Origin of the sequence: Gimesia sp., from assembly GCF_040219335.1 — a bacterium.
Taxonomy (GTDB): domain Bacteria; phylum Planctomycetota; class Planctomycetia; order Planctomycetales; family Planctomycetaceae; genus Gimesia.
This window is the reverse complement of the sequence record NZ_JAVJSQ010000004.1, coordinates 406,371-425,876: the sequence shown is the minus strand read 5'-3', so window position 1 is coordinate 425,876 and position 19,506 is coordinate 406,371. Positions and strand designations below refer to the sequence as shown.

At 53.6% G+C, this 19,506-nt stretch carries 24 protein-coding genes; 15 read left to right on the top strand and 9 right to left on the bottom strand.

Annotation, left to right across the window (positions count from 1 at the left end; all coding sequences use genetic code 11):
* Nucleotides 1-129: 129 nt before the first annotated feature.
* The 4 genes from RID21_RS02740 (at nt 130) to RID21_RS02725 (ending at nt 2,523) form a co-directional block, all read left to right on the top strand.
* Nucleotides 130-837, top strand: coding sequence for a GntR family transcriptional regulator (locus RID21_RS02740; RefSeq protein WP_145183429.1), 708 nt, complete (start codon nt 130-132; stop codon nt 835-837).
* Between the two features lie 106 nt (nt 838-943).
* Complete coding sequence (locus RID21_RS02735; protein WP_350187061.1) at nt 944-1,201, top strand: hypothetical protein; 258 nt, start codon at nt 944-946, stop codon at nt 1,199-1,201.
* On the top strand, nt 1,202-1,489 hold the full coding sequence (locus RID21_RS02730) for a type II toxin-antitoxin system RelE/ParE family toxin (RefSeq protein WP_350187060.1): 288 nt from the start codon (nt 1,202-1,204) through the stop codon (nt 1,487-1,489).
* Nucleotides 1,490-1,956: 467 nt separating this feature from the next.
* On the top strand, nt 1,957-2,523 hold the full coding sequence (locus RID21_RS02725; protein WP_350187059.1) for a type 1 glutamine amidotransferase domain-containing protein: 567 nt from the start codon (nt 1,957-1,959) through the stop codon (nt 2,521-2,523).
* A gap of 221 nt (nt 2,524-2,744) precedes the next feature.
* On the opposite strand, the gene RID21_RS02720 is transcribed toward RID21_RS02725, so the two are convergent.
* From RID21_RS02720 to RID21_RS02705, 4 genes are all read right to left on the bottom strand, one after another.
* Nucleotides 2,745-3,689 (bottom strand): DUF1559 domain-containing protein, encoded by a 945-nt coding sequence (locus RID21_RS02720; protein ID WP_145183437.1) that lies wholly within the window; start codon nt 3,687-3,689, stop codon nt 2,745-2,747.
* A 425-nt stretch (nt 3,690-4,114) separates the two neighbouring features.
* The gene (locus RID21_RS02715) at nt 4,115-5,059 is read right to left on the bottom strand and encodes a DUF1559 domain-containing protein (RefSeq protein WP_350187058.1); all 945 of its coding nucleotides are present in this window, start codon (nt 5,057-5,059) and stop codon (nt 4,115-4,117) included.
* 257 nt (nt 5,060-5,316) lie between these two features.
* Nucleotides 5,317-5,772: a transthyretin-like family protein gene (locus RID21_RS02710; RefSeq protein WP_350187057.1), complete on the bottom strand. Its 456-nt coding sequence runs from the start codon at nt 5,770-5,772 to the stop codon at nt 5,317-5,319.
* Between the two features lie 123 nt (nt 5,773-5,895).
* The gene (locus tag RID21_RS02705; protein WP_350187056.1) at nt 5,896-6,840 is read right to left on the bottom strand and encodes a DUF1559 domain-containing protein; all 945 of its coding nucleotides are present in this window, start codon (nt 6,838-6,840) and stop codon (nt 5,896-5,898) included.
* A gap of 450 nt (nt 6,841-7,290) precedes the next feature.
* On the opposite strand from RID21_RS02705, the gene RID21_RS02700 reads away from it, so the two are divergent.
* Complete coding sequence (locus RID21_RS02700) at nt 7,291-7,599, top strand: cyclic-phosphate processing receiver domain-containing protein (RefSeq protein WP_145440536.1); 309 nt, start codon at nt 7,291-7,293, stop codon at nt 7,597-7,599.
* A 115-nt stretch (nt 7,600-7,714) separates the two neighbouring features.
* Here RID21_RS02700 and RID21_RS02695 read toward each other — a convergent pair whose 3' ends face one another.
* Together RID21_RS02695 and RID21_RS02690 are read right to left on the bottom strand one after the other, a co-directional pair.
* On the bottom strand, nt 7,715-8,188 hold the full coding sequence (locus RID21_RS02695; protein WP_350187055.1) for a VOC family protein: 474 nt from the start codon (nt 8,186-8,188) through the stop codon (nt 7,715-7,717).
* A gap of 376 nt (nt 8,189-8,564) precedes the next feature.
* Entirely contained in the window at nt 8,565-8,930 is a 366-nt protein-coding gene (locus RID21_RS02690) for a hypothetical protein (protein WP_350187054.1), read from the bottom strand.
* A 107-nt stretch (nt 8,931-9,037) separates the two neighbouring features.
* Between RID21_RS02690 and RID21_RS02685 the strand changes: the two genes are divergently transcribed.
* The 9 genes from RID21_RS02685 (at nt 9,038) to RID21_RS02645 (ending at nt 15,658) form a co-directional block, all read left to right on the top strand.
* Nucleotides 9,038-9,730: a DarT1-associated NADAR antitoxin family protein gene (locus tag RID21_RS02685; RefSeq protein WP_350187053.1), complete on the top strand. Its 693-nt coding sequence runs from the start codon at nt 9,038-9,040 to the stop codon at nt 9,728-9,730.
* Nucleotides 9,731-9,822: 92 nt separating this feature from the next.
* Nucleotides 9,823-10,230 (top strand): hypothetical protein, encoded by a 408-nt coding sequence (locus tag RID21_RS02680; RefSeq protein WP_350187052.1) that lies wholly within the window; start codon nt 9,823-9,825, stop codon nt 10,228-10,230.
* A 120-nt stretch (nt 10,231-10,350) separates the two neighbouring features.
* Complete coding sequence (locus RID21_RS02675; RefSeq protein ID WP_350187051.1) at nt 10,351-10,782, top strand: hypothetical protein; 432 nt, start codon at nt 10,351-10,353, stop codon at nt 10,780-10,782.
* A complete protein-coding gene (locus RID21_RS02670) occupies nt 10,752-11,297 on the top strand; it encodes a hypothetical protein (protein ID WP_350187050.1) in 546 nt (181 codons plus the stop codon). The genes RID21_RS02675 and RID21_RS02670 overlap by 31 nt, the downstream gene beginning before the upstream one ends.
* A gap of 43 nt (nt 11,298-11,340) precedes the next feature.
* Nucleotides 11,341-11,805, top strand: a complete 465-nt coding sequence (locus tag RID21_RS02665) for a hypothetical protein (protein ID WP_350187049.1) — start codon at nt 11,341-11,343, stop codon at nt 11,803-11,805.
* A 133-nt stretch (nt 11,806-11,938) separates the two neighbouring features.
* Nucleotides 11,939-12,589, top strand: coding sequence for a type II secretion system protein GspG (locus RID21_RS02660; protein ID WP_350187048.1), 651 nt, complete (start codon nt 11,939-11,941; stop codon nt 12,587-12,589).
* A 3-nt stretch (nt 12,590-12,592) separates the two neighbouring features.
* The gene (locus tag RID21_RS02655; protein ID WP_350187047.1) at nt 12,593-12,976 is read left to right on the top strand and encodes a hypothetical protein; all 384 of its coding nucleotides are present in this window, start codon (nt 12,593-12,595) and stop codon (nt 12,974-12,976) included.
* A 278-nt stretch (nt 12,977-13,254) separates the two neighbouring features.
* Nucleotides 13,255-14,382, top strand: a complete 1,128-nt coding sequence (locus RID21_RS02650; protein ID WP_350187046.1) for a type I restriction endonuclease — start codon at nt 13,255-13,257, stop codon at nt 14,380-14,382.
* A 79-nt stretch (nt 14,383-14,461) separates the two neighbouring features.
* Nucleotides 14,462-15,658 (top strand): 5' nucleotidase, NT5C type, encoded by a 1,197-nt coding sequence (locus RID21_RS02645; protein WP_350187045.1) that lies wholly within the window; start codon nt 14,462-14,464, stop codon nt 15,656-15,658.
* A gap of 236 nt (nt 15,659-15,894) precedes the next feature.
* On the opposite strand, the gene RID21_RS02640 is transcribed toward RID21_RS02645, so the two are convergent.
* Together RID21_RS02640 and RID21_RS02635 are read right to left on the bottom strand one after the other, a co-directional pair.
* The gene (locus RID21_RS02640) at nt 15,895-16,215 is read right to left on the bottom strand and encodes a hypothetical protein (RefSeq protein ID WP_145183479.1); all 321 of its coding nucleotides are present in this window, start codon (nt 16,213-16,215) and stop codon (nt 15,895-15,897) included.
* Between the two features lie 27 nt (nt 16,216-16,242).
* On the bottom strand, nt 16,243-16,599 hold the full coding sequence (locus RID21_RS02635; RefSeq protein ID WP_350187044.1) for a hypothetical protein: 357 nt from the start codon (nt 16,597-16,599) through the stop codon (nt 16,243-16,245).
* A 510-nt stretch (nt 16,600-17,109) separates the two neighbouring features.
* Between RID21_RS02635 and RID21_RS02630 the strand changes: the two genes are divergently transcribed.
* Nucleotides 17,110-17,703: a hypothetical protein gene (locus tag RID21_RS02630; protein ID WP_350187043.1), complete on the top strand. Its 594-nt coding sequence runs from the start codon at nt 17,110-17,112 to the stop codon at nt 17,701-17,703.
* Nucleotides 17,704-18,127: 424 nt separating this feature from the next.
* On the opposite strand, the gene hisD is transcribed toward RID21_RS02630, so the two are convergent.
* Nucleotides 18,128-19,504: a histidinol dehydrogenase gene (gene hisD, locus RID21_RS02625; RefSeq protein ID WP_350187042.1), complete on the bottom strand. Its 1,377-nt coding sequence runs from the start codon at nt 19,502-19,504 to the stop codon at nt 18,128-18,130.
* Nucleotides 19,505-19,506 lie beyond the last annotated feature (2 nt).

Genomic DNA, 19,506 nt, shown 5'->3' with positions numbered 1-19,506 from the left:
TTCACCGACTGGGAAACCGGCACAAAAATTTGTAAAAAAGAAAAAATTGACATTATGGAATAACATGTTATAACATGATGTTACATATTGTCGGTAAAACCAAAACGCTTGTCAACCAGAAAATGAAAAATGTATGAAGCCACCGAAAATCTGGCCGATCGTGCTTATCGTTACATCAGGCAGGAACTGCAGGAAGGGAATCTGACTCCCGGTACGCAGCTGGTTAATCGCAAGCTGGCCGAGCGGATTGGCGTGAGTGTGATTCCCGTGCGTGAGGCGATTCACCGACTCGTCTCGGAAGGTCTGGTAGAGCATGTGCCTGGCGCGGGAGCCTTTGTGCGGAACCCGAATCGTGAGGATCTGGAAGAGCTGTATGTTCTGCGGGATGCGCTGGAGAGTTGTGCGGCTGCGGAAGCGGCCCGCTACATTACGCCGCATCAACTGGATGATCTGGATGCCCTGATGGTTGAGTTTCATGAGATCCGCGAACTGGTTCAGCAGCGGAATGAAGGATATGCCACAGCGGCGCAGTTTCATCGCTGGCTGGATTGTGAAGCGGTGTTTCACCAGATTGTAATTGAGGCTTCTCGCAACCGTTTGATCGCGAAAGTGATCCGCGAACACAGTGCGGTCACACTGGTGTTTGAATCACAGCGGAACAGCTCTCGACTGCTGACCGTGGAACTGGCAGAGCGAACCTGCAGCGATAAAGAAAAACTGCTGGCTGCGTTGCGGGCCGGCGATGGCCCCCTGGCCCGCGAAGTGATGAGCGCCCAGATCCAGCGCGGTTGCCGGGATGTGCTGGCATTCCTCCGACAGCAGGAACGCCGCAGCTGAGCGTCAGAGATCTGTTGGATTCATTGTGGATACGACGTGCACCGAAGTGTATAATCGCTATCAGAGGAAACCCTGCTCTCTCGTTGTTATCTGCAAGAGGAATTAGATGGCTCCTAAACTGACCGATGAAATGCGACAGGCTCTCCGGGAGTCGCCTGATCGCCCTCTCCAAATTGAAGACGACCAAACGCAGAAAGTATATCTACTGGTTCCGCAGGAAGATTTTCAACATTGGATGGATGCAGAATTACGCCGTGAGCTCCAGGTTGGATTTGATCAGGCCGATGCAGGCGATGTGACCGACTGGGATGTTGAGGCCCTTCTCAAGGAAGCCCGCGCACGACAAATCGTCGAGCCGGAATAGATGTCGCGAATAATACAGACGCGACAGGCGAAAGAAGATATTCTGGAAATCTGGACCTATATTTCTGCAGAGGATTCTTCCGCAGCAGACAGACTGGTAAGACAGTTCGATCAACTCTTTCAAAAGCTGGCAAATCATCCTGGGATTGGATCCCGACAGGATCGTTTTCGCGAAGGCTTACGCTGTTTTCCCCTCGGACGGTACCTGATATTTTATTTCCCGATTGAAGACGGGATTCAGATTATTCGTGTACTGCACAGTGCTCGCAACTGGGAAAAGTTGCTCTAGAAACGACGTGGTCAATCGCTGGTTTACCTTTAACGGAATGGAGCTCGGGAACATTGAGGGCATTCTCTGTCTCCTGCTCGATCGTGTTTTGAGGGATCTGCGTTCCGGGTGCTGACTTGCCAGCGATCAGGGTGTCTGTTGAGCGACCAGCGGTTGTGGTACGACAGGCTGACAGCTCGATTCTGAGGAGCAGAAAATCAGGCTGTTTTTTAGACTCTCTCATTTTTGTACCGACTGGCACGTTGCTTGCGTAGGTCAGCAAAACCAGTTCAGGAATTCGTCTGCAAGGCCCTCAGACGTATTCGGACTGAAACGCCATTTCCACCGGGGGCGACCGAAGTGTCGTCTCCGGTGGTTATTTTCAGGAACGAAAAAACGAATATCAAGCAAGCGTGTCAGCAACTGATCCTGGAGTTCTGAGACCGTTCGTGAGTGCAGTCGAACAGGAAATATGGAAGGAGAATGGAATGTCAGGGAAACAGCTACAGGGGAAAACAATTGCATTTCTGGCGACCGATGGATTCGAGCAGGTCGAACTGACGGAACCCTGGCAGGCGGTGCAGACCGCGGGGGGCGAGCCCCGGCTGATCTCATTGGAGAGCGGCAAAATACAGGGAGTGCACCACGATGAAAAGGGCGATAAATTCAGCGTTGACCAGACGGTCGATGAAGTGAATGCGACCGACTTCCAGGGACTGGTGCTGCCCGGGGGCGTATTCAATCCCGATGCCCTGCGGCTCAGTGTGAACGCCGTCAATTTTGTCCGCGAATTCTTCAAAGAGGGTATTCCGGTCGCTGCGATCTGCCATGGTCCCTGGATGCTGGTGGAAGCTGATGTGGTCGACGAGCGAATGGTGACGTCGTGGCCCAGTGTGAAAACAGATCTGATCAATGCCGGCGCTAACTGGGTTAACCAGGAGTGCGTATGTGACAACGGACTGGTGACCAGTCGCAAGCCAGATGACCTGCCCGCGTTTTGCGCGAAGATGGTCGAAGAGTTTGCGGAAGGAATCCATTCCGGACAAACTGTCTGAAGCTGAGTGGAGCGCAACAGCTGATATCGGCTGCGTCTACTCAGTTAAATTACCTGAATGTCAGAGCATCCCCGCAATCGTAGAGTAGCTCACGCACGATTGCGGGAAGCTCTGCGTTCAGTGAATTCACTACAATACATTATAGTCGAAATACGATTCAATGCAAAAAAGGCGTCGCTGGGGAGCGACGCCTTTTCAGCGTATCGATGTCATCCGAAGGCTTAGAACTCGCCAATCGTTTCCCGTTTCGCACGGGTGCTGAGTGCCCGGTAGAGCGTCATGTCGATGTTCTCAGAGAGGAATCGTACGCTACCGTCACATAGAACAAAGTGAGCACCGCCGGTGTGATAGCTGCCGGCTGCTTCTTCCCCGTAGGAGTTGATCGGGTCGTTGCTTTCAGCGGCAATCAGGTACTCGGTCATTTCGGTGGGGGGATTGCTGTCTGCTCCGTTGGAGAAACAGTGCTTGCGGTCACTACCGCCGCCACCCAGCATGTCGGCATCTCCGCCGGAGTCAATCACTTCACTGACCATGATGGTGTTGGAGAGGCCGTCGGTGATGTCTCGGAAAGCGACGGAACTGCTGATGTAGAAGATGCCGTCCGCACCCATACAACCACCGGTAGCTGCCATCTGGGCGGGCGTCGTGATCGAACCGCTGTAGCAGTCGTCGCCCGAACTGCCGATCAGAGTTCCCATGTTACCGTTGTAGTTAGAGGGAGAGTATCCGTTTTTCTGAGCCCCTTTGGTTACGTCTGGTTGTGAGGGACACCAGAAGACCGAAAGCACGGTCTGGCCGGCGAGCTGCTGCTTGGGATCATTCACACCGCCGGATTCAGAACCCATGCCGCTGGAAGAAGGTCCCTGGATCTGATCGTAGAGGGGCGCCTGATCGAGGTAAGGCAGGATGCTGGCGTGCCAGGTCCAGCCGTGGCCGTTGTATACCGAACCGTTGTAGTAAACGATACTACCCGGCGGGAGTACGCTGTGTGCTTCGTGGTAGTTGTGCAGTGCCAGACCGATCTGTTTCAGGTTGTTTTTGCACTGTGAACGACGGGCTGCTTCGCGTGCCTGTTGTACTGCGGGTAACAGCAGAGCGATCAGAATGGCAATGATCGCGATGACGACCAGCAATTCGATCAGTGTAAAGGCTTTCCGATTTTTCATGTGGTTTCCTTGCATTTCAAAAACGAATATGAAATGAAAAAAGAGTTAACGAATGATGTGCTCTTCGACGGTGACGGAAACAGAATCGCAAATCGGAATTCAGGTAGTTGCTGTGAGAACCAGCACGACGGATGTTGTTTACCACGTCTGATATGTGAAAGAGCCTGTTAAAAGTGTGAGAATTTTATACTTGATGTGTGAATAAATGATGAAGAAGTCGTTATCTTTTCGCGCGGTTGATGAAGATCCCGGGCAGAGCATGGATATATAAATCACCTGTGATGAGAGTGGGCTTTGTCTGTCACTTCGATTGATGAACAGGCTGTAAAAAAAGAACCTCCCTGCCTGCGATTGTTGATCAATGCAGCTGGCAGAGAGGTTGTTCGGGTCTGTCTCAGATAAGAGTAGTGGTAATCAGCGGGTTATTAGAATTCCCCCAGGGTTTCCCGTTTCGCGCGGGTGCTGAGAGCACGGTAGAGCGTCATCGCGATGTTCTCAGAGAGGAATCGCACGCTACCGTCACAGAGTACAAAGTGAGCACCGCCGGTGTGATAGCTGCCGGCTGCCTCTTCCCCGTAGGAGTTGATTGGATCGTTGTTTTCGGCTGCGATCAGGTACTCTGTCATTTCAGTCGGGGGATTGCTGTCTGCTCCGTTGGAGAAACAGTGCTTGCGGTCACTGCCACCTCCACCCAGCATGTCGGCGTCCCCACCTGAGTCAATGACTTCACTGACCATGATCGTGTTGGAGAGGCCGTCGGTGATGTCACGGAAAGCCACGGAACTGCTGATATAGAAGATGCCATCTGCACCCATGCAACCACCGGTGGCAGCCATCTGGGCAGGAGTCGTGATCGGTCCACTGTAGCAGTTGTCACCAGAGCTGCCGATCAGGGTGCCCATGTTGCCGTTATAGTTGGAAGGGGCATAGCCGTTTTTCTGAGCCCCTTTGGTCACATCCGGCTGGGAGGGACACCAGAAGACAGAGAGTCGGGCCTGACCACAGAGTTGCTGTTTCGCATCGTTGACACCACCGGATTCAGCGCCCAGTCCGCTGGAAGACGGTCCCTGGATCTGATCATAGAGGGGCGCCTGGTCGAGATATGGAAGGATGCTGGCGTGCCAGGTCCAGCCGTGTCCGTTGTATTTCGAACCGTTGTAGTAAACCACACTGCCCGGCGGCAATACGCTATGTGCTTCGTGGTAGTTGTGCAGAGATAATCCAATCTGTTTCATGTTGTTCTTGCACTGTGAGCGGCGTGCTGCTTCGCGTGCCTGCTGGACAGCAGGGAGCAACAGGGCAATCAGGATAGCGATAATCGCGATCACCACAAGTAGTTCGATCAGTGTAAAGGCTTTTCGATTCTGCATGAGTTTTCCTTGTGGGTTAGAGGGATGAAAGGACAAAAAAAGTACGGATTCTGGCAATGGCGAAAGAGGATCGCCGGTTATCCTGGCTGAGAGGCTGTTGAGTTCAGCGCGGTCTCAGTTGTTGCGAGTTCCGAAAAATACAAACGCTCGGTAATCAGATGAAATAATCTATCCCTGGTTTAACTCAAATTTGAAACTCTTGTGGTTATGGATCAACATGTCACGCTGGAGCGGCTGCTCCAGCGTTGACTGTAGAATCAGGATTTCTTCAGTTCAAAGTCGAAGGTGTTTTCGCCGGCTTTAACATCAGCTTCCAGTTCGGTGTTGGTGTTGTATTTCGCTGGCAGTTTTTCTTTGGTGGCTTCAGCTGGCGCGGCATCGTCGCCTTCGGCTTCCATTTCATTTCCGCCTTCGACAACGGAGGTAATCATGACTTTGTTGTGACCGATTTTGCAGCCTTTGGTATCACGAATGTAAACCAGTTCGTAGTTTCCGGAGGCATCGGTGGTGGCGCTGGCGGGACGTCCGCTGTCGGGCATGAAGGTGACTGAGGCACCAGCCAGGGGCGAGCCTTCGAAGGTGACGGTCCCCTTGACCAGGCCGAGGTCAGGTTGATCGCCGGCTCCCCCACCGCAGCCGGTGATTGCCAGGGACAGGGTCAGCAGAGTTACTTTGAAGATGTTTTGGATTTTGTTCTGTTTAAAACTGGTCATTGTTGAAACTCACTTTGATACATTTCTTAGTAGCGAGGATACGGTCCTCTGATTCATTTTTAACTGATGCCCTTCCCGCCGACGTGACTGGAAGGGCTTTATTGATCGATACGTAATAGCGTTTTAGAACTCGCCGAGGGTTTCCCGTTTGGCACGAGTGCTGATAGCACGGTATAGAGTCATGTCGATGTTTTCCGAGAGGAAGCGGACACGACCATCACCGAAGACGAACTGGGCTCCGCCGGTGTGGTAGCTGCCGGCTGCTTCTTCGGCATAACCGTTGATCGGGTCATTGCTCTCGGCGGCGATCAGGTATTCAGACATTTCGGTAGGCGGGTTGCTGTCTGCACCCCCAGAGAAACAGTGCTTGCGGTCACTGCCCCCGCCGCCCAGCATGTTGGCGTCTCCGCCGGAATCGATGACTTCGCTGACGAAGATGGTGTTTGACAGGCCGTCGGTGACGTCCCGAAAACGGACGCTGCTGCTGATGAAGAAGATCCCGTCGGCTCCCATGCAACCCCCGGTGGCTGCCATCTGAGCGGGAGTGGTAATTGAACCGCCGTAGCAGTTGTCGCCCGAGTTACCGATCAGCGTGCCCATGTTGCCGTTATAGTTGGAAGGCGAGTAACCCCCTTTCTGCACACCTTTGGTTACGTCGGGCTGAGAGGGACACCAGAATACGGAAAGCACAGTCTGTCCGGCCAGTTGCTGTTTGGCACTGGTCGTGCCACCTGATTCGGCTCCCATGCCGCTGGAGTCTGGTCCCTGGATCTGGTTGTACATCGGAACCTGATCGAGATAAGGCAGGATGCTGGCGTGCCAGGTCCAGCCGTGTCCATAGTATTTGGTACCATTGAAGTAGACGATACTACCCGGGGGCAGCGCGCTGAATGTTTCATGATAGTTGTGCAAAGCCAGCCCGATCTGTTTCAGATTGTTTTTGCAGCTGTTACGTCGTGCAGCTTCGCGTGCCTGTTGTACCGCCGGCAGCAACAGGGCGATCAGGATTGCGATAATGGCAATCACCACCAGTAGCTCGATGAGGGTAAACGCTTTTCGATGCTTCATCACTTCTCCTTTTTGAGTCTGAGAGCAGGACCAGTAACAACTGAGAATGAATTAAATCTGACTGGTTTATTCGTCTTCCCTGTGGGAAACAGACTGGCGGATTTGAACTTATCTGCTGCTGATGAATTCAGCTTGAATGAAACAGTCAGAGATGTTGTGAATGGAAAATAGTCTCTGTTGAAGTTGCGGGCAGTCTAGTCCGCATTTGTGAAGGGTGTGTGAAGAACGTGTTAGCTTCATAAAACACGAGTCGATCAGATCCGATTTCTGCAAGTTAATTTTCAGTTAATAATTCGGCGTTTTTTATTCACGTTTGCTGATGTGATCTCCGAAAATAGCGAACCTGTGAGGCATTTTTTGTGTCACATTACGCAGAAGGTCTGTGATACAGGCCTCACATTGTTTTTCTATGAATTCATCTGTTCTTAATGTGGAATACAAGGAAAATTCATGAACGTCTATCTGGATGACGAACGACCGGCACCGCCGGGCTGGCGACAGGTTCGCTGGCCGGATGAAGCAATTCAATTTTTAAAAACGGGTGAAGTCCGCTCGATCAGTCTCGACCACGATCTGGGCGATGACGAACGCGGCACCGGCTATGACGTGCTGCTCTGGATTGAAGAAGCCGTCGCCACGCGGGACTTCGATCCACCAGAGATCAAAGTGCACACCGCGAACCCGCCTGCCCGTAATCGAATGCTTGCGGCTGTCGGTTCCATTCAGCGTCTGACCGAGTGTTGCTGCGGCGCAGACTGAAAGACGATTCTTAAACCAGGGGCTCCCGCTGGCTGCCGGGAAATGAAAAATTTCTCTCGGGAGGCCCCTGCTCCTTTTCTGATCCCGGTGAGAGAACTCGCGAGTACCGGGCGCTTCAGCACTCCTCTTCGCCTGCCTCGAACATCGCAGTAAAGCGGCGCTGCATCTCCTCGGGAGACACCTCTTCAATCTGACTGCCGAGCAGCCACTCGTGCCCGAAGGGATCCTGAACCTTTGCGGCCCGTTCGCCGTAGAACTGGTCGGCCGGCTCCATGATCAGTGTGGCTCCCGCGTAGACGGCCTGTTGTGTCATGGCGTCGACATCCTGCACATGCAGATGGATTGCCGATCCGGTCGGCGTGGATTCCCGGGGCGCGTGAATGCCGTACTCGGGATACTCGTCTGAGACCATGATCGTCGTTGCCCCGAACTTGAGTTCCGCGTGACCAATCCGCCCGCCGGGTTCGGTCAGCCGAAAGTCTTCGACGGCTCCAAACGCCCGCTGATAGAAATCGATGGCGGCACTGGCATCCCGGGTGCGGAGGTAGGGAAAGACTTCAGTGATCTGGTGGGGCTGTTTGTCGGTCATCGTCTGAGCTCCTGTTACCGGTCGGGGGAAATGCCTGTTTCCCTCAGTATACTCAACAGAGGCCCGCGAGTATTGGGAAAAATTCGTTTCCCGGGGAGCACGGTGGTGGGAGGGCTGGCAGCCCTGACGTTGTCCCGGAGAGACCTGGGTTGGGTTTCAGGATGGGGACGGTTGAAAGCGTAGTGCTTGAAACTTCTCTGTCTACCAAAAAATAAATCCCCCTGTTTTTCGAGTTCCAGGAACTCTTCGAACAGGGGGCTGTCATTCTGCCAGAATCAGGCGAGAAGATTACTTCTTCTTGCTGGTTTTGCCTTTGGCAGTTTTAGGAGCAGCAGCTGTGGTTTTGCCAGTTTGCTTTTTGGCAGTTTGCCCAATCTTAGAAGTAGATTTGGCCATCTCGGTATCTCCAGAAAAAGGAGTTAAAGAAACAGATATGAACTAAGATATTCATATCGACGCGTAAGTTACCAATCTTTTGGAAATTTGAAATATCAGAGTTCACAATTTTGAAATTTTCTGAGGAAATAATTTTCGGCGATGGTTCGCGCGCGTCGTGGAAGGTGTCGCGAGGCGCTTCTGAAGACCGCGCCAACTGGTTGTCGCAGCGCTCTTGCGCGTCGTCTGAGGTGAGTTCTTTCGCACGCACTTTACGGTTCTTGAGGTGAGCGCACCTGCCGGCTGTGGTCTGTTGCCAGTCACTGTCGGACGAGCCGACGGTGGCACCCGTTTGTTGCGGACACATACGAAAAGTGCCTGAAAAACAGACTGTTTGTGGCAGTGTCGGGGACTGTGGTCTATGATGGCTTCTCTGAAGTCGCCCCCTGCTCTACTTGAATGGAGACACGTTGAATGGCTGTCCGCCCCGTCTATGTTCCCCGCGATGACCGTCCGGGAGTCGTGGTACGTTCGCTCGACTTCGAATGGTTCCCCGGCTTCTCGACGGCACAGAAGCAGCGCTCGATTCACTCCCTGCATGCCGCCGCCGAGGAGGCAGGTATCGAACCGGTGCTGGAGATCTCCAGCAAGTCCCCCGAGGAACTGGGAGTGTCGTTGAGTGCCTTTCACCTTTCGTTGGCCGACGCGGACGGGAGCAGGTCCTGCTCCGTGGAGACCGCCTTCCAGGGGAGCAAAGTCTTTGAGCGGGGCGGCCCGTTTCTCGACCTGCTCAATGGAACCTCGCGGGAGGCCAAGCAAGACGAGCGGTTGCAGAGTTCGGGACGCCTGCTCCGGTTCGAGTTTCAGGGGGCTGCCTGGCCCTTGAAGCCCCGCACTTACTTCTATGACTGGCTCTACCTGAGTGCCCTGGAGCAGCAGTCCGGACTTCGGGAGACGCTGGTCGGCTACCGGGGTTTTACTGATATCGAGTTCAACCCGAAGAAGTCGATCAACTGCCAGGCGTACTCCGCGGCTCTGTATGTGTCGATCTTGGAGTCCGGTCAGAGTGAAACGATCCTCTCCTCGCCAGCGAGTTTTCTGGAATCGCTACAGGACGAATACACGGCCCGGGATGAGTTGCTGGCCCGGCAGCATGGGCTCGACTGAGACGTGGCCGTCGGGTGACTGGACAGCGGCGCGGCCAGGCACGATAGTGAAATGAACGCGGGCCTGAATTTCGAATCAGAAAGTGAGAAACAATGAGATCAGTCATACTGCTGCTGGTGAGCAGCCTGGGAATGGGGCTGGCCGGCTGTCAGCAGGAAGCAGCGCCCACAGAGGAAACCGCGAGTCCGCCCCAACAGACCGCGCCCGCTATGCCGGAAGGACCGGTTGTCAAGATCTGGGTCTTCGAGGATGGTACCATCGAAATGGATGGGGAGCCCGCGGGACTGGAAGCGGTCCGCACCCGATTCGCCGAGCTGCAGAAGCAGCAGGGAGTCGTCTACTACGGTCGGGACGCTCCGGCTGCCGAACCACACGAGAATGCGATGCGGGTCATCGAACTGGTTGTGGAAAACAATCTGCCGGTCCAGCTCAGTTCGAAACCGGATTTCTCCGATCGCGTCGACGCCAAAGGAACATCCCGACCGAAGCCTGAGGAATAATTGTCGGTGTACTGTACGCGCGTTGCGTTTGCCTCGTCGGGCTGATATAGTGGTCTGTTCACAACGTTCTGTTTGGACACAACACACAATACGCGAATCAGTTTGAGACGGGGTAAGAAGATGTACGGGGCAGGAACGGTTTTTCGTTGGACTCACCGGGCTTTCATAGCAGGGGTTCTGATCTGCCTGGCTGTGGTTTCGGCGCAGGCGGCTGAGCCTGTTTCGGTGTGGGAAGTGGTTACCACCTATCGCAATCCATTGGATGGCGATGGCAGGCTCACTCTGATGTCGGATGGCAAAACCAGTAAGGGGCTTCCCTGGACTTTGCAAGGAGAGACTGTCGACTTCGGCCGAGAAGGCAAAGCGGAGCGGCAAGTGGGCGGCGCGTATTACAAAGGGAACTGGGTTGGCGGCTGGAATCTGCATGCACGAGTTCTGATGAATGGAGTCTCGCTGAAGACCAAAACAGCCACTCCCGTTGCAATGCCTCCAAATGCTGGGGAGACAATGCTGGGGAGACAATGCTGGGGACCCGACCGACGAGGGCTCTAAAGGACTCGATTGTCGACTTATGGGAGTTCGTGGCGGTACTGCCCGGAACCAACAATTTTATCAGGCTGACCTGCGACTTCACGCCAAACAATCTCGTCATGGACGGGGATCGGGTGATCGCGACTTACAAGTTTGATGGACGAGGTGTTGACCTGCAGTTCGTTGACCCGCAATTCGGTAAGATCACCTTCATGGAGAGGAAGGACAACATATTGACCGGGAAAGGAAAGCCGGTCAATCGAAAGTACTGGCAGCTGCAGTTTACCCGCGTGCAACGACAGGCCGTCTATCGGACGAGTGAGAATAAGGAGTTCGTGCTGTACAACAACAATCGTGTTAATTCCCCGCGGTACCAGCCCGATTACTGGACGACGTTTTACTGGTATTACTATATCTACAATGGAAAGCGACAGCTTTTGTTCCGAAGTAGTCATCCCGAGCTGGTTGCAGGCGGAAAGGCGATCAACTGGTACGATCAGAAAATGGTCCTGGTTGCGGGGAGTCTACCACGGTAGACCACACTGATCGCCGGACGTCCAATGCGGTGAGGAAGCAGTTATGTCAACTGAAGTAAAAACTTCCCTGCGAATGGGAAACCAGCGCCGACGATATCTGACTGGCATCGGCTGCCTGCTGATCCTGGCCGGGCTGCTGGTGTGGGCGCTCTGGCCCTGGAAGCTGACTTTGACGTTTCTTGAAGATGGTCAGCCGGTCGCCGGTTTGAAGATGGACGTCGTGATTGCCAGTTCAAAAGCGTTGGATGGAAAAACGCTGACGACCAATCAGGACGGGCAGATCATCATTCCACGTCCGTCTACACCGGGTACTGCTGCAGTCCAGCTCATATTTCCGGACGGTCTGCAGATCAATACAGATCTGCCTGTCAGAAATGTCGCCTGGACCAGCTTTGACTACAGTTCAACTTTCGAGCAGGATGGTCAAGTCACCACAAAATATCCGGGCAGAACTGTCACACAACGAAATGCCCCTGTTCCGATTCCCTCAGACTCTTCAGAGAAGTGAGCGTAATTCTTACCTGCCGGTCCGCGCACATATGTCTGTCTGGCTCTACAGATTCCGATTGACAGGCCGGGAGCAGGCGATACTGTAGGGGCGTGTGGCTGCGACTTTGTTTTCTTTCGCCTGAGCGGATTTGATGATTCGACGACTGATACGCCACGTGCTGATTGCCCTGCTCTGCGGCGCGTTGATCTTTGTGATTCTGAATGTGGCTGCCTGGTATAATTTACGCGGGCAGCGAAATATGTGTCGCAATCAGGACTTCACGCGTTTTTATGGGCTACGGGTTTTAGGAATGCAGATTGCCGACTATCGGGAAAAGCATGGCGTGCTGCCCGATACTCTGGCGGAGATCCCCGACGTGCATGCCATGCTGGAACTGCCGGGCGAGCCGCTGCTGGACAGCTGGGGGAACCCGTTTCAGTATCAGCGGGAGGGAGAAACTTACGAGCTGTTCTCTTATGGTCGCGACGGGCAGCCGGGGGGCGTGGGCCTCGATGCAGATCTCTACGTTGACAGGCGGAACCGGGAACGGGCGCTCCCCACGTTCCGGCAGTTCTTTCTGACGAACGACAAAGACGAGGTGGCGCGGGACGGTTTTCTGGTTGCTGGTGCGGAAGCAGCCTTTCTCGTGTTCTGTTTCACGCTGATGACATTAAAGGGGACGACGAGCACCGGACACCCGATGACGGCTTGGCGGTATGTCTGGTTTACCCTGGTGGTGCTGGTGATTGCGACCGGCATGGGACTGATGCTGCTGCCGTTACATATTCCGAATGGGCACTGACGGATGCGGTTTCTGTATTTGCGTGATCCGTTATTTCTGACGGCCCTGGTGCTGTTTCTGGTGAACCGCTGGTTGCTCAAGCCGCTGGTGACGGGCGGGTTCGTGCACAATCATTTTAATGACCTGCTCTGCGTGCCGCTGCTGGTGCCGATCGTGGTGTTGATCGCCCGTTTCTGCAAAGCCCGTCCGCATAACGGGCCGCCGGAACTGTATGAGATTCTGTTGCCGCTCTTGGTCTGGTCGATCCAGTACGAAATCCTGTTCCCGCAGTTCGCCTCCACATCACCGGGAGTCACCGGCGATCCGCTGGATATTCTCTGGTACAGTGTCGGCGCCTGTATCAGCGCCCTCTGGTGGCGGTTTTATTATCAACGTCAGCCTGCCTGAGAGACGCCCTGCCCTCTGTTTGGCGTGGGTTTTGTGGTCTGTTCAGTCGAAAATCAGGTCTGTCTTTCTGAATATAGTTGACGTGTTGATCATGTCTGGCATAATGTTTAGATGTGCGGGCCTGCCTGGGAGTGTTCGTGGAAGTGATTAGGTGCGAGCACTCCCGGCACGCACGAGTAACCCCTCTTCTGGCACTCCGGTTCGATTTCGGGCCGGAGTGCCCCCCTTTCTGCAGGCAGGTTATCCCGGTTCTTTTTGTGCGCTGAATGGAGGATTTGATGGATCTGATCGATCGGATGAAAGAAATTGCTGCCCGGATTCCCAAACAACTGGAATACACCCAGACCGAGGAGGCGACGAAGAACGCGTTCGTCATGCCCTTCATCAGTGCGTTGGGATACGACGTGTTCAACCCGCTGGAGGTGATCCCGGAGTTTACGTCAGACGTGGGCATCAAAAAGGGGGAGAAAGTCGATTACGCGATCAAGAAGGATGAGCAGATCATTATCCTGGTCGAATGCAAATGGTCGGGGGCCGACCTGGACAAGGTGCACGCTTCACAGCTCTTCCGGTATTTCTCGGTGACGTCGGCCCGGTTTGCGATTCTGACCAACGGCATCGAATACCAGTTTTACTCGGACATCGACGAGCCGAACAAAATGGATTCGAAGCCCTTCTTCGTCTTCAACATGCTGCACTTCGAAGATCACCAGATCAACGAACTCAAAAAGTTCACGAAGTCGGCGTTTTCGCTGGACGACATTCTGACGACGGCCAGTACGCTCAAGTACGCGGGGGCGATTAAGAAGATTCTGGAGGAAGAACTCAAGGCACCGTCCGAAGAGTTCGTACGGTTCTTCGCCTCACAGGTGTATGACGGCCGGTTGACGCAGCAGGTGATTGAGCAGTTCACGAAGATCGTGAAAGACGCGCGCTCGCAGTTCATTAACGAACGGATCAACGAGCGACTGAAGACAGCCCTGTCTGCGAACTCGGGAGAAGGCGGTGGTGAGGATCTGTTCGACGACGAAGAGAACGGCGACGACGCCTCAGCCCGCGACGGCATCGAAACCACGCAGGAAGAACTGGACGGCTTCAACGTCGTTAAGGCGATCCTGCGGGAAGTGGTCGACGTGGCCCGAGTGACGATGCGCGACACGAAAAGTTATTGCGGCATCCTGCTGGACGACAACAACCGCAAGCCGATCTGCCGCCTGCGGTTCAACCACTCACAGAAATACCTGGGCCTGTTCACAAACAAGAACGAAGACAAAGTCGAGATTGATTGCGTGGATGATATCTTCAAACACTCAGAACGGCTGAAGGCTGTGATTGGGGAGTATGAGGGTGGGAAGGCTGAGGTTGAGGAAGGGAAGTCTACTGGAGGGATTGTGGATAACGGTTGAGTATCTTTTGCAGAGTTATCATGAGCATTCTATATAAAGTCACCGAGCTGAAAAATTTAACTTGAGAAGATCAATACGAATGAAAAATTTTGAAGCTATCAATGAAGAACAATCCAAACGTATCTTTTGGGTCATTCAAACAGTCTTTAGTCTCCTGCTTGCTAAATCTCTTGTTCAATACAAAGTATGTATTCTTGATCCTTTTTCTTCTGATTACTATCTCACGACACTAGGGCTTGCTCTTGTTTATGGAACTGCTCTTTGGAGTTGGATTGATTATAGTTTTTCAACTATTGTTTCGCCGTATGATTTTAGTCGTGGAAAGTACTTTGAAAAAATTCGTTTTTTCGTCGATCTATTGATAGTTATTGCTTACGCCTTTTTGTTGTTTTCGCTTGAAAAACTTCAAGAGAACAAGGAAGCAAATATCGAGTCACTTTTGTTTTGTTTTTCCCTTATATTCTTGTTTTATTTTTTGTCGGGCTTGCTTCGACGCTTTAGGTATGGACGACATGCCAGTCGAATAAAAATTATCATAGCATTTTGGCTCATTTTTGGTTTTTTAGCATATGCTTATGACTATTGTTACTCTGTTTATCCGAGGAAGGAATTGTTGAATGTTGTATTTATTATTCTGGCTATATTTACAACAATTCTTTATCGCGTGTTAAGGATGAAATATGCTCATCGCAAGAATGGCATCGCGGTAGATGTAGATGGCGTACTGGCAGATCAGATTACTAATCTTCTTCCAATTATTAAGGATAAATACAACGTCGATTTGAATTACGAGGATATTAAAGAGTGGGATTTGAAAATTACTGGAACAGATACTGATGTGGCAGAGGTGATAAAAGAAGAGCAGCTACATAAAAAATATGTACTCTCGATGCAAGCTATTCCAGGGGCTGTTCAAGCTGTCAAAGATTTGATGTGTCACTTTAAAATAGTAATTGTAACTTCTCGCAGTTCGGAGTCCGATAATTGGACCAAAAAATGGTTGGATAAGCATGGGATTCCATTCGATGCTTATGTGAATATGCGAGAAGGAAATAAGCATAATACTGATATAGATTATGAGATTTTAATTGACGATTACCTTGGAAATATTGAAAAGTATCTTACTAAAAGTGATGGGATAGCCATCTTGTTTTCTCAACCGTGGAACCATGAACGATCTCATTTAAACAAGTATATTGAAGCAGGTCGTTTATATGTATTTACTGAATGGGAAGATATCGTCGCGAAAATAGTAGAACTTAAAAAGGAACTGTAATGTGAAAAATGAACTGCATCACATGATTCGAATTGTCTTCTATGGTCAGTTATTAGAGATGGCTTGAAGATTAAGTTGAGGCCGTGGGCGATTTTGTTGTTGTGCCAGTATAGTTCTGTGGGGCAGTGGTTGAACTGTTTTTTACTCAAGATGTTTAGGCAAATGCTGGCTCGCTAGTTGCCCACTACTGTTTCATTTTCTTGACATGTAATTTTAAAATCTTAATTTAAACGGTTTCAATCCTCCTTGGCCGGGAAGCCTCTCCCAGTGAGCCAGTTGTTTTCTGTGATGAGCTGGCGGAGGGTGGCTTTGATGGAGTCGATGGTGAACTCTTTGACGATCAGGTCCGGGCCGTGGGCGACTTTGTTGTTGAACCAGAACAGCTCCGTGGGGCGGCGGTTGAAACGGGCTTCGCTCCAGATGTTGAGGCCGATGCGATCGCCGTTTTCGAATTTGATGATCGCGTTGCAGAACTGATCTTCCACGTCCTCTTTCCAGGTGCCGTCTGTGATGGCTTCCAGTTCTACCCAGATCTCAAAGGGCCCGTGTTGTGACATGGTTCTGCTCCTGCTGTTGTCTTGTGTTCAGCCAGCGACTTGCGTTTCGTGAGTGAAATTATCTGATTCATCATTAGCTGGAAAGCCGCGGCCGATGAGCCAGTTATCTTCTGTGATGAGCTGGCTGAGGGTCGCTTTGATGGACTCGATAGAAAAGTCTTTGATGATCAAGTCGGGGCCATCAGCAATCTTGTTGTCATACCAGAACAGTTCTGTGGGGCAGCGGTTGAACAGGGCTTCGCTCCAGATATTGAGGCCGATGCGGTCGCCGTTTTCAAATTCGATGATCGCGTTGCAGTATTGATCTTCCACGTCCTCTTTCCAGGTGCCGTCTGTAATGGCTTCCAGTTCTACCCAGATCTCAAAGGGCCTGTGTTGTGACATGGTTCTGCTCCTGCTGTTGTCTTGTGCTTTGCCTGCTTGCTTCAATGTAACAGCACCGCTGGTGTTTTTGAATCGTTGAGTGAGGGATTGTGCCGGGGTTTGGGTTTCTGGGGGACCGGCCCGGTTTGGTTGGGGCTGATTTTGTTCTGGGTGACGGGTTTTGCGTGGTGGGGTGTTTTGGTTGTTACCGGCGGCTGGTGCGTTGCCGCTCAGGGTTGGTGGGGGCCCTGTTGTGCCATTGGGGCGGGAACTGGTGGGGTGTCGCGCGGCGGGCAACCACACAGGGTTGCCCCTACTTTGATCTCTACTGCGGTCGGGGTGTCAGAATTTTTGTTCGTTGGCTGGTGGTTTGGTTGTTACCGGCGGCTGGGGCGTTGCCGCTCAGGGTTGGTGTGCGGCTTCTGTTGTGCCATTGGGGGCGGGAACTGGTGGGATGTCGCGCGGCGGGCAACCACACAGGGTTGCCCCTACGTTGCATTGGGGTCTGGGTGGGGGATCTTGATTTGGGCGGTGCAGACCTCTGTCGTTACAACCGGGGCTAATGCCCTGCGGCTCATTTCTGTTCTGGTGTTGTTGTGTCAGAATTCTGGTTCGCTGGCTGGGGTTGGTTTTGGGAGCGACCTGGGCTGGTTGTGGTTTTTGCAGGTGGATGGATGCTGGCTGGTGGTTTGTTTTCAGCTCCCCTGCTCTGTGCCGATCTGTATGATGGCTGGGTTGGTTTTTACCGGCGGCTGGGGCCTTGCTGCTCAGAGTTGGTGTGGGCTCTGTTGTGCCATTGGGGGGATGAACTGGTGGGGTGTCGCGCGGCGGGCAACCACACAGGGTTGCCCCTACGTTGAATTGGGGGCGGGTTTTGGATCTCTTGTCTGCACTGTTGGTTTCCTGCTCGCTGCGCTCGGCCCGAATTGTATTCGGGCCTACCCGATCTTTTTGCTTGCTGGATTGTTGGGGTACAGTTGGGCGAGCCAACTGTGGCACCCCCGCGGTTTGATGCGCTGGGGTTGGAGCGTATTGGGGATTGGTTGGTTTTCATGGATGGGAATTGTTACTGATGTTTTGGTTGTTGTCGGCGGCTGGTGCTTTGTTGCTCATGGGTTGGTTTGATTGTGTGGATGGCTGGAACGGGCAACCACATAGGGTTGCCCATGCGGATCTCATTATCTTTGGGGGTTCCGTTGATGGGGCTTATCTTCTGGATGGGCGTGGGGGAGTCAAGACAAAATTTTGTCCCGATGTGGCCGGATTTTGTCCTGGTGTGGCCTGGAATTTGTCCCGGTCCGGCCGGAATCTGTCCGCCTGTGTCCGGGGAACATCGGGCACTGGTGCGTTGCGGTCAGGTGCAGACGTGGTGAAAACCGGTGGCTGTTCAGGTGGGGTTAAGGCACTGGTGAAGCTTGTGCCGGTGCTCAGGCAGGTGTCTCGCGCGCGAGCCAGATTTGGAACAACATACGGATCGGCGGGAGCGGTTCCAGTCCAGTTTGTGCAGTGCGCAGCGGTTTTCAGTTCCGGGTCTTCAGGTGAAAATGCTTCAGTCCTTGAGGCGGATCGTGACGCTGGCGGCGTGGGCGGTGAGGCCTTCCTTTTCGGCGAGCAGCGTGATGCCGGGGGCGTCGCCTTGCAGACCCTCCTGGTTGTAGTAGATCACCGAGGAGCGTTTGAGGAAGTCGATCGAACAGAGGCCGTTGGCGAAGCGGGCGGTGCCTCCGGTGGGAAGCACGTGCGACGGGCCGGCGTAGTAGTCGCCGGTCGCGACGGGAGTATAATGTCCCATGAAGATGGCGCCGGCGTTCTGGATTTTGGCGAGCTGCTGATCGGGGTCTGCGGTCGAGATGTGCAGGTGCTCGGGGGCCAGCAGGTCGGTATAGCGGGCGGCTTCGTCTTCATCACGGGCGAGAATCAGCGCGCCGTAGTCGAGCAGACTCTGGCGGGCGAGGTCGCCGCGGGGGAGTTCGCCCAGCTGGTTGATCAGCGCGGTGCGGACGGCTTCGATCAGCGGTGCGTGCCAGGTGATGAGGACGCCGGACCCGGGGCTGTGCTCGGCCTGCGAGATGAGATCGCTGGCGACAAACTCGGGGTTGGCGGTTTCGTCGGCGAGGACGATGACTTCACTGGGGCCGGCGATGCTGTCGATATCGACTTCACCAAAGACGTGACGCTTGGCGAGGGCCACGAACAGGTTGCCGGGGCCGACGATTTTGTCGACGCGTTCAATGCCTTCGACGCCGTACGCGAGGGCGGCTACCGCCTGGGCGCCGCCGACACGGTAGATTTCGGTGATGCCGAGTTCCTGACAGGCGGCGAGGATGTCGGTGTTGTAGCCTCCGAAATCGGTGGGAGGCACGACGACAACGATCTCTTTTACGCCTGCGGTCTGTGCGGGGACCGCGGTCATCAGCAGGGTCGAAGGATACGCGGCTGCGCCGCCGGGAATGCAGACACCGACCCGTTTGAGGGGGAGGTACCGCTGACGGAGTTCGACGCGGGACTCTCCTGCTTCGCGGAGGACTTTGACGTCGTCCGGCAGCAGAGCCGACTGGAACTCGATGATGTTATCACGAATACGACGCAGCGTGGCGAGATACTCGGGGTCGGCCTTGGCGTGGGCTTCCTGGAGTTCCTCAGCCGAGACACGCATGGTCTCGGGGGTGAGCTGCTTGCGATCGAGCTTTTCCGAGTAATCGAGGAGTGCGTCAAGGCCTTTGTCGCGGACATCGTTACAGATCCGTTCGACGACCTCCTGCGGAGAGAGAGGTTCGCCGAACAGTTCGATGGTCCGCTGACGACCGGCTTCGGAGACGACATTGCCGCGGGGGCTCAGCTTCTCACGGAGTTCGCTGAAGAGCGCGGTGGCATCGTCGCGGGTGCAGTCGATGGTCGTGATATCAAGATCGCTGTGCTGTGTCATGA